The sequence below is a fragment of the Streptomyces sp. NPDC005808 genome (assembly GCF_042871385.1).
Lineage (GTDB): Bacteria > Actinomycetota > Actinomycetes > Streptomycetales > Streptomycetaceae > Streptomyces.
Genome location: NZ_JBIAIK010000001.1, coordinates 698,317 through 715,264 on the forward strand (window position 1 = coordinate 698,317; position 16,948 = coordinate 715,264).

Here is a 16,948-nt window from a genome sequence, read left to right on the forward strand (position 1 = left end):
CTGCGGAACCCGAGGGCCGCCCCCGTCACATCGGTGACGGGGGCGGCCCTTTGCGTGGCACCGGCAGGCAGGCAGGCAGGCAGGCAGGCAGGGAGCGGAGAGATCTTTGCCACAGGAGCCGTGAGCAGCGCCGATTCCGAGCGGCACGCTCAATTCGGCGGAAATCCCAGGTGAAGGGGGGTTTCCCTGGACTCCCGGTGACTCGCTGTGCCCGTGAACCCACAGCTTGGGCACAGAGCGTCGTGCAACCCTTGCCCGAGTTTCCCCGTCTGACCGTACGGAGTGACCATAGAGCTGTATGTGTCACTTCGACCGGGCCTGAGCCGGAAAGCAGGGGGTAACCGACCCGAACAAGGACTGAGGAGCACATGCCTGCCGAGAGCACGCCGGAACCCGGCATATCCGGGGAACCCGGCACCAGCGCCCCGCGCCACCGCGCGAAGGGCCGCCGCCGCAAGGCCCGCAGCAAGCGCCGCAAGGGCCTGCTGATCACGGCCTGGGTCGCGGCGGGCATCGTCGTGCTGGGCGGCACCGGCGCCGGATACCTGTACTTCAAGCTCAACGGCAACATCAAGAGCGTCGACATCAACCAGGTCCTCGGCACGGACCGGCCGGAGAAGGTCGACAACGGCTCCGAGAACATCCTCGTCCTGGGCTCCGACACCCGCTCCGGCTCCAACGAGAAGCTGGGCGGCGGCACCGACGACGGCAGCGCCCGCTCGGACACCGCGATGGTCGTGCACGTGTACGAGGGCCACAAGTCGGCGAGTGTGGTCTCCATACCCCGCGACACCCTCGTCGAGCGCCCCTCCTGCACCGACGCCAACGGTGTCACGCACGACGCGGCCTCCGACGTCATGTTCAACTCCGCGTACTCCACGGGCGGCGCGGCCTGCGCGGTGAAGACCGTCGAGTCCATGAGCGGCATCCGCATGGACCACTACATCGAGGTCGACTTCAGCGGCTTCCAGAAGCTCATCGACGACCTGGGAGGCGTGAAGATCACCACCACCCAGGACATCAACGACCCCGACAGCCATCTGAACCTGAAGGCCGGCACCCACACCCTCGACGGCGAGCAGGCGCTGGGCCTGGTCCGCACCCGGCACGGCGTCGGCGACGGCTCCGACCTCGGCCGCATCCAGCTCCAGCAGGCGTTCATCAAGGCCCTGATGAACCAGGTCAAGAGCATCGGCCTGCTGACCAGCCCGACCAAGCTGCTCGAACTCGCCGACACCGCCACCAGCGCCATCACCACCGACTCCGACCTGAAGTCCGTCAACGACCTGGTGTCCTTCGCCGGCGGCCTCAAGGGCATCAGCTCCTCGAAGATGACCATGGTGACGATGCCGGTCCAGTACGACAGCGCGAACGCCAACCGCGTGCTCATCGACGAGGCCAAGGACAAGCTGGTCTGGGACGCGCTGAGGAACGACCAGGTGATCCCGAAGTCGGCCACCGAGGGCACGGCCACGGGCAGCGCGAGTGGCGTCGTCAGCGCGGCCTGAGCGGCATGGGCAGGCTCTGGGAATAGATCATGGCGTCCCCCGGTTTTGGGGGATGCGGCCAGTCCTGGCAGACTGGTACGTCGGCTCCGGTTCACGCACCCGCAATCCGCGGCTGCGACCCGGCGCCCTCCCGAAACTAGGAGACACCTTGAAGCGCGACATCCACCCCGAGTACGTCGAGACGCAGGTCAGCTGCACCTGTGGCGCGTCGTTCACCACCCGCAGCACGATCTCCAGCGGCACCGTCCGTGCCGAGGTCTGCTCCGAGTGCCACCCGTTCTACACGGGCAAGCAGAAGATCCTCGACACCGGTGGCCGCGTGGCCCGCTTCGAGGCCCGCTTCGGCAAGGCTGCCGCTGCCAAGAAGTAGCGACCTCACAGCGCCGGTCTTCGGCGCCCCCTGCACGGGGGCGTCGGGACCGGCGCTTTGCGGTGCAGCCCCTATTCGTCTTACCTACGTCCCCGAGCCCATGATGGAGCCGGGGGCAGTCCATTGGAGCCGGAGATGTTCGAGGCGGTCGAGGAACTGATCGGCGAGCACGCCGATCTGGAGAAGAAGCTCGCTGACCCGTCGGTCCACGCCGACCAGGCCAACGCGCGCAAGCTCAACAAGCGCTACGCGGAGCTGACCCCGATCGTCGCGACGTACCGCTCCTGGAAGCAGACCGGGGACGACATCGAGACGGCGAAGGAGTTCGTGGCCGACGACCCGGACTTCGCCGCCGAGGTCAAGGAGCTGGAGAAGCAGCGCGAGGAGCTGACGGAGAAACTCCGGCTGCTGCTGGTCCCGCGCGACCCCAGCGACGACAAGGACGTCATCCTCGAGATCAAGGCGGGCGCGGGCGGCGACGAGTCGGCGCTCTTCGCCGGTGACCTGCTGCGCATGTACCTGCGCTACGCCGAGCGCGTCGGCTGGAAGACCGAGATCATCGACGCCACCGAGTCCGAGCTCGGCGGCTACAAGGACGTCCAGGTCGCCGTGAAGACCAAGGGCGGCAACGGCGCGACCGAGCCGGGCCAGGGTGTCTGGGCGCGGCTGAAGTACGAGGGCGGGGTGCACCGCGTACAGCGCGTGCCGTCGACCGAGTCGCAGGGGCGCATCCACACCTCCGCGGCCGGTGTGCTGGTCACGCCCGAGGCGGAGGAGGTCGACGTCGAGATCCACGCCAACGACCTGCGCATCGACGTCTACCGCTCCTCGGGTCCTGGCGGCCAGTCCGTCAACACCACCGACTCCGCGGTGCGCATCACGCACATTCCCACCGGAGTCGTCGCCTCCTGCCAGAACGAGAAGAGCCAGCTGCAGAACAAGGAGCAGGCGATGCGTATCCTGCGCTCCAGGCTCCTCGCGGCGGCGCAGGAGGAAGCGGAACGGGAGGCCGCCGACGTCCGCCGCAGCCAGGTCCGCACCGTCGACCGCTCCGAGAAGATCCGTACGTACAACTTCCCGGAGAATCGCATCTCGGACCACCGTGTCGGCTTCAAGGCGTACAACTTGGATCAGGTCCTCGACGGCGACCTGGACGCGATGATCCAGGCCTGCGTCGACGCGGACTCGGCCGCGAAGCTCGCCGCCGCGTAAGTCGAACAAGCTGTGTAGAGCTCCACCCACCTCACGACAACAGCTCAGCCCGGAGGACCAGCGTGCAGCAACATTTTGGGGGGCGACCCCCGAACCCCCGCAGCGTGCTGCTCGCGGAAGTGGCCCAGGCCACCCAGCGGCTGGCGGACGCCGGCGTGCCCTCGCCGCGCAATGACGCGGAGGAGCTCGCCGCCTTCGTGCACGGAGTGAAGCGGGGCGAGCTGCACACCGTCAAGGACACCGACTTCGACGCCCGGTACTGGGAGGTGACCGCGCGCCGCGAGGCCCGCGAGCCGCTCCAGCACATCACCGGACGCGCCTACTTCCGGTACCTGGAACTCCAGGTCGGGCCAGGGGTGTTCGTGCCGCGCCCGGAGACCGAGTCCGTCGTCGGCTGGGCCATAGACGCCGTACGCGCCATGGATGTCGTGGAGCCGCTGATCGTCGACCTGTGCACGGGTTCCGGCGCCATCGCGCTCGCCCTCGCGCAGGAGGTCCCGCGCTCCCGTGTACACGCCGTGGAGCTGTCCGAGGACGCCCTCCAGTGGACCCGCAAGAACGTCGCGGGTTCCAGGGTCGACCTGCGCCAGGGAGACGCCCTGGAGGCCTTTCCCGACCTCGACGGCCATGTGGACCTGGTCGTCTCCAACCCGCCGTACATCCCGCTCACGGAATGGGAGTACGTCCAGCCGGAGGCCCGGGACTACGATCCCGAACTCGCCCTGTTCTCGGGGGAGGACGGCCTCGACCTGATCCGCGGCATCGAGCGCACCGCTCACCGTCTGCTGCGGCCAGGCGGCGTCGTCGTCATCGAGCACGCCGACACGCAGGGCGGGCAGGTGCCGTGGATCTTCACCGAGGAGCGGGGCTGGGCCGACGCGGCCGACCACCCGGACCTCAACAACCGGCCGCGGTTCGCGACCGCCCGCAAGGCGATGCCGTGAGCACGCGCATCGAGTTCCCCAGGCAGCAGTACGTGTACGAGGAGGACCGCTAAATGGCACGGCGATACGACACCAACGACGCGACCGACCGCTCCACCGGTCTGCGTGAAGCCGCGTCCGCCGTCCGCCGCGGCGAGCTGGTCGTCCTCCCGACCGACACGGTGTACGGCATCGGCGCCGACGCGTTCTCCTCCGAGGCCGTCGCCGATCTCCTCGACGCCAAGGGCCGGGGCCGCAACATGCCCACCCCTGTCCTCATCGGCTCCCCGAACACCCTGCACGGCCTGGTCACGGACTTCTCCGAGATGGCCTGGGAGCTGGTCGACGCGTTCTGGCCGGGCGCGCTGACCCTCGTCGCCAAGCACCAGCCGTCCCTTCAGTGGGACCTGGGGGACACCCGTGGCACCGTCGCCGTGCGCATGCCGCTGCACCCCGTCGCCATCGAACTGCTCACCGAGGTCGGCCCGATGGCCGTCTCCTCCGCCAACCTCACGGGTCACCCCTCGCCGGAGGACTGTGACGCCGCGCAGGAGATGCTCGGCGACTCCGTCTCCGTCTACCTGGACGGCGGCCCGACCCCCGGCATCGTGCCGTCCTCGATCGTCGACGTGACCGGCAAGGTGCCCGTGCTGCTGCGCGAGGGGGCACTGTCGGCCGAGGAGCTGCGGAAGGTCGTACCCGACCTCGAGGTGGCGAATTGACAGCCCCTGACGCGGGGCGTGGCATAGGCACGGGGATCACGGGGGCCAACGGTTCTCCCAGGGGGTCCTTCCGCATCCTCCACGTCAGCACCGGCAACGTGTGCCGCTCACCGATCACCGAGCGGCTGACCCGCCATGCCCTCGCGGACCGGCTCGGCGACCCCCTGTGGGGCGGTCTCATCGTGGAGAGCGCGGGCACCTGGGGGCACGAGGGCGCCCCCATGGAGACCAACGCCGCCACCGTCCTCACCGACTACGGCGCCGACCCCTCCGGCTTCGTCGGCCGTGAACTCCTCGACGACCACGTCATCCGCGCCGACCTCGTCCTCACCGCGACCCGCGACCACCGCGCCCAGGTCATCTCCATGGGCCACTCGGCGGGCCTGCGCACCTTCACCCTGAAGGAGTTCACCCGGCTCGTACGGGCCATAGATCCCGCCACCCTCCCACCTCTGGAGGAGGGAGTGGTCGAGCGCGCACGCGCCCTGGTACGGGCCTCGGCGGCTCTACGCGGGTGGCTCCTGGCCCCCACCGCGGAGGCGGACGAGGTCTTCGACCCCTACGGCGCCCCGCTGCCGTTCTTCCGGTCGATCGGGGACGAGATCAACGAAGCACTGGATCCGGTGGTGACCGCGCTGACGGGTGTGCGCGCCCGTACGTAGGTCCCCGTCGGGGTCCCGATGCACCCGGCAGGAGGTAACACCGGGCGACCCACCGGTCCCGGTTCTACATTGGACTTAGCGCACCCCCATGCCGAGGTCCGGAGTCCACCATGCCGGTCACACAAACGCTGGAAGCGGATGTTCTGCGTCGGCAGGACCCGGAGCTCGCCGAGATCCTGCTCGGGGAGCTGGAGCGGCAGTCGACGACCTTGCAGCTGATCGCGGCCGAGAACTTCACCTCGCCTGCCGTGCTGACCGCGCTCGGGTCCCCGCTGGCGAACAAGTACGCCGAGGGGTATCCGGGCGCCCGCCACCACGGTGGCTGCGAGATCGTGGACGTCGCCGAGCGGGTCGCGGTGGACCGGGCGAAGGCGCTCTTCGGCGCCGAACACGCCAACGTGCAGTCCCACTCGGGGAGTTCGGCCGTCCTGGCCGCGTACGCCGCCCTGCTGCGCCCCGGTGACACCGTCCTCGCGATGGGGCTGCCCTTCGGCGGTCACCTCACGCACGGGTCGCCCGCGAACTTCTCCGGAAGGTGGTTCGACTTCGTCGGATACGGCGTCGAGGCGGAGAGCGGGCTCATCGACTACGAGCAGGTGCGCGCGCTGGCTCGTATGCACCGCCCAAAGGCCATCGTCTGCGGGTCCATCTCCTATCCCCGGCACATCGACTACGCGCTGTTCAGGGAGATCGCCGACGAAGTGGGCGCCTATCTCATCGCCGACGCCGCGCACCCCATCGGGCTCGTCGCCGGGGGAGCGGCGCCCAGTCCGGTGCCGTACGCCGATGTGGTCTGCGCCACCACCCACAAGGTGCTCCGGGGCCCGCGCGGGGGCATGATCCTGTGCGGCGGCGAGCTGGCCGAGCGGGTCGACCGGGCCGTCTTCCCGTTCACCCAGGGCGGCGCCCAGATGCACACGATCGCCGCCAAGGCCGTCGCGTTCGGCGAGGCGGCGACCCCGGCCTTCACGGCGTACGCCCACCGGGTGGTCGCCAACGCCCGGGAGCTCGCCGAGGCGCTGGACGCGGAAGGGCTCGCGATCACCACCGGCGGCACCGACACCCACCTGCTGACCGCCGACACCACGCCCCTCGGCGTCGACGGGCGCACCGCCCGCGGGCGCCTCGCCGCCGCCGGGATGATCCTCGACACCTGCGCGTTGCCCCATGGGGACGCGCGTGGGCTGCGGCTGGGCACGGCGGCGCTGACCACGCAGGGGATGGGTGAGGCGGAGATGGCGCGGATCGCCGTACTCTTCGCGAGTGTGCTGCGGGACGCGGCGGACGCGAAGACGGTTCGTGAAGAAGTCCGGGAGCTGACCAGCGGATTTCCGCCGTATCCCGGCTGATGCGGGGTAGACGGAACCGCATGCACAGCCACTCGTGCAACCATCGTCGCTACCCGGAAGTCCCCAACCATATGCATGCATCGCTAAGGTGTGGGGCTCAGATGGCCAGCGAGACCTGTGGGGAAGCCCGTGCGTGAATACCTGCTGACGCTCTGCGTGACGGCCGCGGTGACGTATCTGCTGACAGGGCCGGTGCGGAAGTTCGCGATCGTGGCCGGAGCCATGCCGGAAATCCGTGCGCGCGACGTGCACCGAGAACCGACCCCGCGGCTCGGCGGCATCGCGATGTTCTTCGGGCTGTGCGCCGGACTGCTGGTCGCGGACCACCTGCAGGGCCTCAGCGACGTCTTCGCGAACTCCAACGAGCCGCGGGCCCTGCTCTCCGGGGCGGCGCTGATCTGGCTGATCGGTGTCCTGGACGACAAGTTCGAGATCGACGCCCTGATCAAGCTGGGCGGCCAGATGATCGCGGCCGGCGTGATGGTCATGCAGGGTCTGACGATCCTGTGGCTGCCCATCCCGGGTGTCGGCCTGGTCGCGCTCACCTCGTGGCAGGGCACCCTGCTCACCGTCGCCCTGGTCGTCATCACCATCAACGCGGTGAACTTCGTGGACGGCCTGGACGGTCTGGCCGCCGGAGTGGTGTGCATCGCGTCCGCCGCGTTCTTCCTGTACGCGTACCGCATCTGGTACAGCTACGGAATCGAGGCCGCCGCCCCGGCCACGCTCTTCGCGGCGATCCTGATGGGCATGTGCCTGGGCTTCCTGCCGCACAACATGCACCCCGCGCGCATCTTCATGGGCGACTCCGGCTCGATGCTCATCGGCCTCGTGCTGGCCGGCGGCGCCATCTCCATCACGGGGCAGATCGACCCCGACGTGATGAACCTGTTCACCGGTTCACCGCGGAACACCGTGCACCAGACGGTGCCCGTCTTCATCCCGCTGCTGCTGCCGCTGACGATCATCGCCATCCCGGCCGCCGACCTGGTGCTCGCCATCGTGCGGCGTACCTGGCGCGGACAGTCCCCCTTCGCCGCCGACCGCGGGCACCTGCACCACCGCCTCCTTGAGGTCGGGCACTCGCACAGCCGCGCAGTCATGATCATGTACTTCTGGTCGGCGCTGATCTCCTTCGGCGCTCTCGCGTACTCGGTCAACTCCGGCGCCATGTGGATCGTGCTCGGGATCATGGGGCTCAGCGCGGTCGGTCTCGTCCTGCTCCTGCTGCCGCGCTTCACGCCGCGGACCCCGCGTTGGGCGGAGAGTTTCGTGCCGCCGCGCTATCGCCGTAGCAGGGTCGTCGCCGCCCCCTCGGAGGCGTCTCGGACCGAGCCGGCCGTCGCGTACGAGGCTGCGGTTTTCGCCGAGGAGGACGGGGCTCCGGAGCACCGCACTCCGGTTGCTGCCGGAGTCTCAGGAGTCAACGGGGCGACGGCACTTGGGGCCCGTTCGCGCTTCCTGGATCGGCGTAAAGCGGGGTCGTCGCGCTGACGCCAAGGTAAGAATCCTGCAAGAGGTTCACACCTTCGCGCGTCGGCAAACTGCCCCAATACCAGACAAGTCGACTCGCTGAATGCACAGACGCGCACCTTCACTCTCATGTGTGACAGCGAGCACACCAATCAGGTAAAGACCTCATCAAATAGTTTGTGATACGGTTCACGAGAACCCGAGCCGGAGCCGAAGGACCTGAGAGAGACGGTCCCTTGGCGTGAGGTTCCCTCTCAGCCCGGGACTACGCTCGTCCATGACGACACCCTGCCCCCCTTAGCAAGCGGAGTTGCCGCCATGCCGTCCAATGACGCCCGGATTCTCCTTCAGGCCGCTGTGCCCACAGCTGCCGTCGGCGCGATTGCCGCCGTCGTCAGTGGTGTGGTCGCCGGTGGCAAGGGAGCAATCGGTGCGGTCGTCGCGACGCTGGTCGTGATCCTCTTCATGGGCATCGGGCTCTACGTCCTGCAGCGCACTGCCAAATCGCTTCCGCACTTGTTCCAGGCGATGGGTCTGATGCTCTATACGGCACAGATTCTTCTGCTGTTCATCTTTGTCGCGGCGTTCAAGAACACGACGCTGTTCAACCCCAAAGCCTTCGCGATCACGCTTGTCGCCACCACGCTCGTGTGGATCGGCGCCCAGGCGCGTGCGTACATGAAGGCCAAGATCCTCTACGTCGAACCCGAGTCTTCGAAGGGCGACAAGCCCGAAAAGACGGGGCACTCGTCGTGAGGGGTAGGGCCGGGATAAGCGAGCGTAGGAACCCCTGCTATCGTCCGGTGCCAACTGCGGCATCGCGGGCGCGGGCATCTGAGCTGACGCCTGCTCAAACGCGAGGCTTGATGCCCCACAGCCGCCCCCACATCCGTTACACCAGTCCAGTGCCGAACCGCGGCTGCGTGCCGCGCCGACACAACGAGGTTGCCGTACCTATGCGCCACGCTGAAGGAGCCCGCGGTGAGTGCTGACCCGACGCAGGTGCTCGCCTTTGAGACCGACTGCCACATCTTCGACGGCTGTGGCTTCCCCGCTCCCGGCCTGCACTCGTTCCTGTTCGAGCCCCTCGTGGGCAATGCGGACAGCAGCGTCTATTTCAACAAGACGATGCTGTTGGCGCTGCTCGGCTCGGTGATCGTCGTCGGCTTCTTCTGGGCCGCCTTCCGTAAGCCGCAGGTCGTTCCGGGCAAGCTGCAGATGGTCGCCGAGTCGGGCTACGACTTCATCCGCCGCGGTGTCGTCTACGAAACGATCGGCAAGAAGGAGGGCGAGAAGTACGTACCTCTGGTCGTCTCGCTGTTCTTCTTCATCTGGATGATGAACCTCTGGTCGATCATCCCGATTGCCCAGTTCCCGGTCACGTCGGTCATCGCGTACCCCGCGGTGCTCGCCGGGATCGTCTACATCGTGTGGGTCTCGCTGACCTTCAAGCGGCACGGATTCGTCGGCGCGTTCAAGAACTTCTCCGGCTACGACAAGTCGCTGGGCCCGGTTCTCCCGCTGGCTATGGGCATCGAGCTCCTTTCGAACCTGATCGTCCGGCCGTTCACGCACGCGGTGCGACTCTTCGCGAACATGTTCGCGGGCCACACCCTGCTGCTGCTGTTCACGATCGCCAGCTGGTATCTGCTCAACGGCATCGGGATCGCCTACGCGGGCGTCTCGTTCGTCATGGTGCTTGTCATGACGGCGTTCGAGCTGTTCATCCAGGCCCTGCAGGCCTATGTCTTCGTGCTTCTGACCTGCACCTTCATCCAGGGCGCGCTCGCCGAGCACCACTGAGCGCCCCCCCTGTAAAACCCCCTAAGCGTCCGGTGGCCAACCTCCGCCGGTCCGTACAGAGAAGGAAGAATCAGCATGGCTGCCACTGAGACCCTCGCCGCTGTCTCCGGCTCCCTCGGCTCCATCGGCTACGGCCTCGCCGCCATCGGCCCTGGCGTCGGCGTCGGCATCATCTTCGGTAACGGCACCCAGGCTCTTGCCCGTCAGCCCGAAGCTGCCGGCCTGATCCGCGCCAACCAGATCCTCGGCTTCGCCTTCTGTGAGGCGCTCGCCCTCATCGGTCTGGTCATGCCGTTCGTCTACGGCAAGTGATCTGCGGATCACCGACCAGCCGACTAGACGAAAGGCACTGACATGAGCCAGCTGCTCACTATCGCGGCTGAGGAGATGGAAAGTCCCCTCGTTCCGCCGATCCCCGAGCTTGTCATCGGCCTGATCGCCTTCGTCATCGTCTTCGGCTTCCTCGCCAAGAAGCTTCTCCCGAACATCAACAAGGTTCTGGAGCAGCGTCGCGAGGCCATCGAGGGCGGTATCGAGAAGGCCGAGGCCGCTCAGACCGAGGCCCAGAGCGTGCTTGAGCAGTACAAGGCTCAGCTCGCCGAAGCCCGGCACGAGGCCGCGCGACTGCGCCAGGAGGCGCAGGAGCAGGGCGCCACGCTCATCGCCGAGATGCGCGCGGAAGGCCAGCGGCAGCGTGAGGAAATCATCGCCGCCGGTCACACGCAGATCGAGGCGGACCGCAAGGCCGCGGCTCAGGCGCTGCGTCAGGACGTCGGCCAGCTGGCCACCGCCCTGGCCGGCAAGCTCGTCGGCGAGTCCCTCGAGGACCACGCCCGGCAGAGCCGCACCATCGACCGCTTCCTCGACGGCCTCGACGAGACCGCTTCGAAGGCCGAGGCGGCTCGATGACAGCGCACGGAGCGAGCCGCGAGGCAACCGCAGCCGCACGTGAGCGTCTCGACGCGCTGACGGACAACACGTCCGTGGACGCGGCGCAGCTCGGCGACGAACTGGCCGCGGTCACCGCGTTGCTCCACCGCGAGGTGTCGCTGCGTCGGGTCCTCACCGACCCGTCGCAGCCCGGAGAGGCGAAGGCCGAGCTGGCCGGGCGCCTGTTCGGCAGCCAGGTCAGCGGGTCGACCGCCGATCTGGTGGCCGGTCTGGTGCGTTCGCGCTGGTCGCAGCCCCGCGACCTGGTGGACGCTCTCGAAGAGCTGGCCGACCTCGCCGACCTCACGGCGGCGCAGCAGGCCGGCCGGCTCGACAACGTCGAGGACGAGCTGTTCCGCTTCGGCCGGATCGTCTCTTCGAACACCGAGCTGCGCGCCGCGCTGACCGACCGTGCCGCGACGAGCGCGGCCAAGAGCGAGCTGCTGCGCAGCCTGCTCGGCGGTCGTGCGGACGTGACGACCGAACGTCTGGTGACGCGCCTTGTGACCGCACCTCGTGGACGTAGCCTGGAAGCGGGACTCGAGTCCCTGTCCAGGCTCGCCGCCGAGCGTCGCGAGCGCATGGTCGCCGTCGTCACCTCCGCGGTTCCGCTGAGCGACGGACAGAAGCAGCGCCTCGGCGCCGCTCTGGCGAAGCTCTACGGCCGTCAGATGCACCTCAACCTCGACGTGGACCCCGCGGTCCTCGGCGGGATCCAGGTGCAGGTCGGCGACGAGATCATCAACGGTTCCATCGCGGACCGTCTCGCGGACGCCAGCCGCCGCATGGCCGGCTAGCCCCAACTTCATACGCAGTACGTACCTACGGCCCTCGTTGGGCCGTGCAGAGGATTCACCTCTTTACAGGGGGGAGTCCCCATCCCCCCAAGTGAAACTTCGGGCCCAACAAGGAGAGCAGGGAACCCAGATGGCGGAGCTCACGATCCGGCCGGAGGAGATCCGGGACGCGCTGGAGACTTTTGTCCAGTCGTACAAGCCGGACGCGGCCTCGCGCGAGGAGGTCGGTACGGTCACCGTCGCCGGTGACGGTATTGCCAAGATCGAGGGTCTTCCCTCGGCGATGGCCAACGAACTGCTGAAGTTCGAGGACGGAACCCTCGGCCTCGCGCTGAACCTGGAAGAGCGCGAGATCGGTGCGGTCGTCCTCGGCGAGTTCAGCGGTATCGAGGAGGGCCAGCCGGTGCAGCGCACCGGTGAGGTGCTGTCCGTCGCCGTGGGCGAGGGCTACCTCGGCCGCGTCGTCGACCCGCTCGGCAACCCGATCGACGGCCTCGGCGAGATCGAGACCACCGGACGCCGCGCCCTTGAGCTGCAGGCTCCGGGCGTCATGGTCCGCAAGTCGGTGCACGAGCCGATGGAGACGGGCTACAAGGCCGTCGACGCGATGACCCCGATCGGCCGTGGCCAGCGTCAGCTGGTCATCGGTGACCGCCAGACCGGCAAGACCGCGCTGGCCGTCGACACGATCATCAACCAGCGTGACAACTGGCGCTCGGGCGACACCAAGAAGCAGGTCCGCTGCATCTACGTCGCCATCGGTCAGAAGGGTTCGACCATCGCCTCCGTGCGTGGCGCCCTCGAAGAGGCCGGCGCGCTGGAGTACACGACCATCGTCGCCGCCCCGGCGTCCGACCCGGCCGGCTTCAAGTACCTTGCGCCGTACACCGGTTCGGCCATCGGCCAGCAGTGGATGTACGAGGGCAAGCACGTCCTCATCATCTTCGACGACCTCTCGAAGCAGGCCGACGCCTACCGCGCCGTGTCCCTGCTGCTCCGCCGTCCGCCGGGGCGCGAGGCCTACCCCGGTGACGTCTTCTACCTGCACTCCCGTCTGCTGGAGCGCTGCGCGAAGCTCTCCGACGACATGGGCGCCGGTTCGATGACGGGTCTGCCGATCGTCGAGACCAAGGCGAACGACGTGTCGGCGTTCATCCCGACCAACGTCATCTCCATCACCGACGGTCAGTGCTTCCTGGAGTCCGACCTGTTCAACGCCGGTCAGCGTCCCGCGCTGAACGTCGGTATCTCGGTCTCCCGCGTCGGTGGCTCCGCCCAGCACAAGGCGATGCGCCAGGTGTCCGGCCGACTGCGTCTCGACCTCGCCCAGTACCGCGAGCTGGAGGCGTTCGCCGCCTTCGGTTCCGACCTGGACGCCGCGTCGAAGTCGCAGCTGGAGCGCGGTATGCGACTGGTCGAGCTGCTCAAGCAGGCTCAGTACGAGCCGATGGCCACCGAGGACCAGGTCGTCTCCATCTGGGCCGGCACCACCGGCAAGATGGACGAGGTACCGGTCTCCGACGTCCGCCGCTTCGAGAAGGAGCTCCTGGAGTACCTGCACCGCAAGGAGCAGGGCCTCATGACCTCCATCAAGGAGGGCGGCAAGATGTCGGACGACACGATCACCGCCATCGCCGACGCCGTCGCGGACTTCAAGAAGCAGTTCGAGACGTCGGACGGCAAGCTTCTCGGCGAAGACGTTCCGGCCGCGACCAAGTGACGACGGAAGGGACCTGACTCATGGGAGCCCAGCTCCGGGTCTACAAGCGTCGCATCCGATCCGTCACCGCGACCAAGAAGATCACCAAGGCGATGGAGATGATCGCCGCCTCGCGCGTCGTCAAGGCGCAGCGCAAGGTGGCGGCCTCCGCGCCGTACGCGACCGAGCTCACCCGCGCGGTCACGGCGGTCGGTACCGGCTCGAACACCAAGCACCCGCTGACCACGGAGGCGGAGACTCCGACCCGCTCCGCGGTGCTGCTCCTCACGAGCGACCGCGGACTGGCCGGCGCCTTCAACTCCAACGCCATCAAGGCCGCCGAGCAGTTGACGGCGCGTCTTGAGGCGGAGGGCAAGGAGGTCGACACGTACATCGTCGGCCGCCGCGGTCTGGCCCACTACAACTTCCGCGAGCGCAAGGTCGTGGAATCGTGGTCGGGCTTCACCGACGAGCCCACCTACGCGGACGCGAAGAAGGTCGCGGGTCCGCTGATCGAGGCCATCGAGAAGGAGACGGCTGACGGCGGCGTGGACGAACTCCACATCGTCTACACCGAGTTCGTCTCGATGATGACGCAGAACGCGGTCGACAGCCGTCTGCTGCCGCTGCGCCTCGAGGAGGTCGCGGAGGAGGCGCCGAAGGGCGAGATCCTTCCGCTGTACGAGTTCGAGCCGTCGGCGGAGGACGTCCTTGACGCCCTGCTGCCGCGGTACGTCGAGAGCCGTATCTACAACGCGTTGCTCCAGTCGGCTGCCTCCAAGCACGCCGCCACGCGCCGCGCGATGAAGTCGGCGACCGACAACGCGGGAGACCTGATCACCACGCTCTCCCGTCTTGCCAACGCGGCCCGCCAGGCCGAAATCACCCAGGAAATCAGCGAGATCGTCGGTGGCTCCGCAGCCCTGGCCGACGCGTCCGCGGGGAGTGACAAGTAATGACGACGACAGTTGAGACGGCCGTTGCCACGGGCCGCGTCGCCCGGGTCATCGGCCCGGTCGTCGACGTGGAATTCCCCGTCGACGCGATGCCGGAGATCTACAACGCCCTTCACGTCGAGGTGGCCGACCCGGCCAACGCCGGCGAGAAGAAGATCCTGACCCTGGAGGTCGCCCAGCACCTGGGTGACGGCCTGGTCCGCACCATCTCCATGCAGCCCACCGACGGTCTGGTCCGCCAGGCCGCGGTCACCGACACGGGCAACGGTATCTCCGTCCCGGTCGGTGACTTCACCAAGGGCAAGGTGTTCAACACCCTCGGTGAGGTGCTGAACTCCGACGAGAAGTACACGGGTGAGCGCTGGTCCATCCACCGCAAGGCCCCGCGCTTCGACGAGCTCGAGTCGAAGACCGAGATGTTCGAGACCGGCGTCAAGGTCATCGACCTTCTCACCCCGTACGTCAAGGGTGGAAAGATCGGTCTGTTCGGCGGTGCCGGTGTCGGCAAGACGGTGCTCATCCAGGAGATGATCTACCGCGTCGCCAACAACCACGACGGTGTCTCCGTGTTCGCCGGTGTCGGTGAGCGCACCCGTGAGGGCAACGACCTCATCGAGGAGATGTCCGAGTCCGGCGTCATCGACAAGACGGCGCTTGTCTTCGGTCAGATGGACGAGCCCCCGGGCACCCGTCTCCGTGTCGCCCTTGCCGGTCTGACCATGGCGGAGTACTTCCGCGATGTGCAGAAGCAGGACGTGCTGTTCTTCATCGACAACATCTTCCGCTTCACGCAGGCCGGTTCCGAGGTCTCGACCCTGCTCGGCCGGATGCCCTCCGCGGTGGGTTACCAGCCGAACCTGGCCGACGAGATGGGTCTCCTCCAGGAGCGCATCACCTCGACCCGCGGTCACTCGATCACCTCGATGCAGGCGATCTACGTCCCGGCGGACGACCTGACCGACCCGGCCCCGGCCACCACCTTCGCCCACCTCGACGCGACGACGGTTCTCTCCCGTCCGATCTCCGAGAAGGGCATCTACCCGGCCGTGGACCCGCTGGACTCCACGTCCCGCATCCTGGACCCCCGCTACATCGCGGCGGACCACTACGCGGCCGCGATGCGCGTCAAGTCGGTCCTGCAGAAGTACAAGGACCTTCAGGACATCATCGCGATCCTCGGTATCGACGAGCTGGGCGAGGAGGACAAGCTCACCGTCCACCGTGCCCGTCGCGTGGAGCGCTTCCTGTCCCAGAACACCCACGTCGCCAAGCAGTTCACCGGCGTCGACGGTTCGGACGTTCCGCTGGAGGAGTCGATCACGGCCTTCAACGCGATCATCGACGGCGAGTACGACCACTTCCCGGAGCAGGCGTTCTTCCTCTGCGGTGGCATTGAGGACCTCAAGAAGAACGCCAAGGAGCTCGGCGTCTCCTGAACGGTCTCTTAACCGAGTACTGCTTCTTGGTGAGGGGGCGGGGTCGCACCTCGCGGGGTGCGTCCCGTCCCTTCATGTACGCCTACTAGACTTTGACCCAACACCCGGCGGCAAAGCCGGGTGGTGACCCGAGGAGCCCACCTTGGCTGCTGAGCTGCATGTCGAGCTCGTCGCCGCGGACCGCAGTGTCTGGTCCGGCGAGGCCACCCTGGTCGTCGCGCGTACCACGTCCGGCGACATCGGCGTCATGCCCGGTCACCAGCCGCTGCTCGGTGTGCTGGAGTCGGGCCCGGTGACCATTCGTACGAGTGATGGTGGAACGGTCGTCGCCGCAGTGCACGGCGGTTTCATCTCGTTCGCGGACAACAAGCTTTCGCTGCTGGCCGAGGTCGCCGAGCTGTCGGACGAGATCGACGTCCAGCGCACGGAGCGGGAGCTCGAGCGTGCGAAGGCGGAGGGCGACGCTTCCGCCGAGCGTCGCGCGGACGTCCGTCTGCGAGCGGTGTCGACGCACTGAAACCAGCGCGCGACAAGAAGTGACTCAGCCGCGGCCAGGACCGGAGCTTGCTCCGGACCGGGTCGCGGCTGAGGCGATGCGGGTGCTTTTTTCCGTTTCTTTACCTGCTTTACCTAGGAGACGAGGAGGTCGGTGTCGATGGTCCTCGCTCTGACTGTGTGCGGGTTGGTAGTCGCGTTCGTAGTGATCGGGCTGTTCGTCTTCGGCCTCCGCCGCCGGCTGATCCAGCGCTCCGGCGGAACCTTCGACTGCAGCCTGCGCTGGGACGTGCCCGAGAAACCCGACACCAACGGCAAGGGCTGGGGCTACGGCGTCGCCCGCTACAACGGCGACCGCATCGAGTGGTACCGCGTCTTCTCCTACGCCCCCCGCCCGCGCCGCGTCCTGGAACGCTCGGCGATCGAGGTGGCCGGACGGCGTGCCCCGGAGGGCGAGGAGGAGATGGCGCTGCTCTCCGACGCGATCATCCTCGCCTGTCTGCACAGAGGTACGCGTCTCGAGCTGGCGATGAGCGAAGACGCGCTGACCGGGTTTCTCGCGTGGCTGGAAGCAGCCCCGCCCGGTCAGCGCGTCAATGTTGCTTGATTCTCT

At 67.7% G+C, this 16,948-nt stretch carries 18 protein-coding genes; all 18 read left to right on the forward strand.

Annotated features, from left to right (window positions below):
• Positions 1-368: 368 nt before the first annotated feature.
• The 18 genes from ACFYPC_RS03110 to ACFYPC_RS03195 all read left to right on the forward strand — a co-directional run bounded on the left by ACFYPC_RS03110 (position 369) and on the right by ACFYPC_RS03195 (position 16,942).
• A complete protein-coding gene (locus tag ACFYPC_RS03110; RefSeq protein ID WP_388669731.1) occupies positions 369-1,508 on the forward strand; it encodes an LCP family protein in 1,140 nt (379 codons plus the stop codon).
• Between the two features lie 148 nt (positions 1,509-1,656).
• Positions 1,657-1,878, forward strand: coding sequence for a 50S ribosomal protein L31 (rpmE, locus tag ACFYPC_RS03115; RefSeq protein WP_010984345.1), 222 nt, complete (start codon positions 1,657-1,659; stop codon positions 1,876-1,878).
• A gap of 135 nt (positions 1,879-2,013) precedes the next feature.
• The gene (gene prfA / locus ACFYPC_RS03120; RefSeq protein ID WP_385731819.1) at positions 2,014-3,090 is read left to right on the forward strand and encodes a peptide chain release factor 1; all 1,077 of its coding nucleotides are present in this window, start codon (positions 2,014-2,016) and stop codon (positions 3,088-3,090) included.
• Between the two features lie 104 nt (positions 3,091-3,194).
• Positions 3,195-4,034: a peptide chain release factor N(5)-glutamine methyltransferase gene (prmC, locus tag ACFYPC_RS03125; RefSeq protein WP_388669735.1), complete on the forward strand. Its 840-nt coding sequence runs from the start codon at positions 3,195-3,197 to the stop codon at positions 4,032-4,034.
• A 53-nt stretch (positions 4,035-4,087) separates the two neighbouring features.
• On the forward strand, positions 4,088-4,735 hold the full coding sequence (locus ACFYPC_RS03130) for an L-threonylcarbamoyladenylate synthase (RefSeq protein ID WP_388669738.1): 648 nt from the start codon (positions 4,088-4,090) through the stop codon (positions 4,733-4,735).
• Positions 4,732-5,397: a protein-tyrosine-phosphatase gene (locus tag ACFYPC_RS03135; protein WP_388669741.1), complete on the forward strand. Its 666-nt coding sequence runs from the start codon at positions 4,732-4,734 to the stop codon at positions 5,395-5,397. Before ACFYPC_RS03130 ends, ACFYPC_RS03135 begins: the two co-directional genes overlap by 4 nt.
• A 110-nt stretch (positions 5,398-5,507) precedes the next feature.
• Positions 5,508-6,746: a serine hydroxymethyltransferase gene (gene glyA / locus ACFYPC_RS03140; protein WP_388669744.1), complete on the forward strand. Its 1,239-nt coding sequence runs from the start codon at positions 5,508-5,510 to the stop codon at positions 6,744-6,746.
• 129 nt (positions 6,747-6,875) lie between these two features.
• Positions 6,876-8,240, forward strand: coding sequence for an MraY family glycosyltransferase (locus ACFYPC_RS03145; protein ID WP_388669747.1), 1,365 nt, complete (start codon positions 6,876-6,878; stop codon positions 8,238-8,240).
• Between the two features lie 297 nt (positions 8,241-8,537).
• Positions 8,538-8,975: a hypothetical protein gene (locus tag ACFYPC_RS03150; protein WP_388669750.1), complete on the forward strand. Its 438-nt coding sequence runs from the start codon at positions 8,538-8,540 to the stop codon at positions 8,973-8,975.
• A gap of 210 nt (positions 8,976-9,185) precedes the next feature.
• Positions 9,186-10,022, forward strand: a complete 837-nt coding sequence (atpB, locus tag ACFYPC_RS03155; protein ID WP_388670058.1) for a F0F1 ATP synthase subunit A — start codon at positions 9,186-9,188, stop codon at positions 10,020-10,022.
• A 75-nt stretch (positions 10,023-10,097) separates the two neighbouring features.
• Positions 10,098-10,334: an ATP synthase subunit C gene (locus ACFYPC_RS03160; RefSeq protein WP_019060721.1), complete on the forward strand. Its 237-nt coding sequence runs from the start codon at positions 10,098-10,100 to the stop codon at positions 10,332-10,334.
• Positions 10,335-10,376: 42 nt separating this feature from the next.
• Complete coding sequence (locus ACFYPC_RS03165) at positions 10,377-10,931, forward strand: F0F1 ATP synthase subunit B (protein WP_388669753.1); 555 nt, start codon at positions 10,377-10,379, stop codon at positions 10,929-10,931.
• Positions 10,928-11,749 carry a F0F1 ATP synthase subunit delta gene (locus ACFYPC_RS03170; RefSeq protein WP_388669756.1) on the forward strand — a complete coding sequence of 274 codons (822 nt, stop codon included), beginning with the start codon at positions 10,928-10,930 and terminating at the stop codon, positions 11,747-11,749. The genes ACFYPC_RS03165 and ACFYPC_RS03170 overlap by 4 nt, the downstream gene beginning before the upstream one ends.
• 130 nt (positions 11,750-11,879) lie before the next feature.
• Positions 11,880-13,469: a F0F1 ATP synthase subunit alpha gene (atpA, locus tag ACFYPC_RS03175; protein WP_388669759.1), complete on the forward strand. Its 1,590-nt coding sequence runs from the start codon at positions 11,880-11,882 to the stop codon at positions 13,467-13,469.
• A 20-nt stretch (positions 13,470-13,489) separates the two neighbouring features.
• Entirely contained in the window at positions 13,490-14,404 is a 915-nt protein-coding gene (locus ACFYPC_RS03180) for a F0F1 ATP synthase subunit gamma (RefSeq protein WP_388669762.1), read from the forward strand.
• The gene (gene atpD / locus ACFYPC_RS03185) at positions 14,404-15,840 is read left to right on the forward strand and encodes a F0F1 ATP synthase subunit beta (RefSeq protein ID WP_388669765.1); all 1,437 of its coding nucleotides are present in this window, start codon (positions 14,404-14,406) and stop codon (positions 15,838-15,840) included. Before ACFYPC_RS03180 ends, atpD begins: the two co-directional genes overlap by 1 nt.
• A gap of 142 nt (positions 15,841-15,982) precedes the next feature.
• Positions 15,983-16,357 (forward strand): F0F1 ATP synthase subunit epsilon, encoded by a 375-nt coding sequence (locus tag ACFYPC_RS03190; RefSeq protein WP_388669768.1) that lies wholly within the window; start codon positions 15,983-15,985, stop codon positions 16,355-16,357.
• Positions 16,358-16,495: 138 nt separating this feature from the next.
• On the forward strand, positions 16,496-16,942 hold the full coding sequence (locus tag ACFYPC_RS03195; protein WP_388669771.1) for a DUF2550 domain-containing protein: 447 nt from the start codon (positions 16,496-16,498) through the stop codon (positions 16,940-16,942).
• The last annotated feature ends 6 nt before the right edge of the window (positions 16,943-16,948 follow it).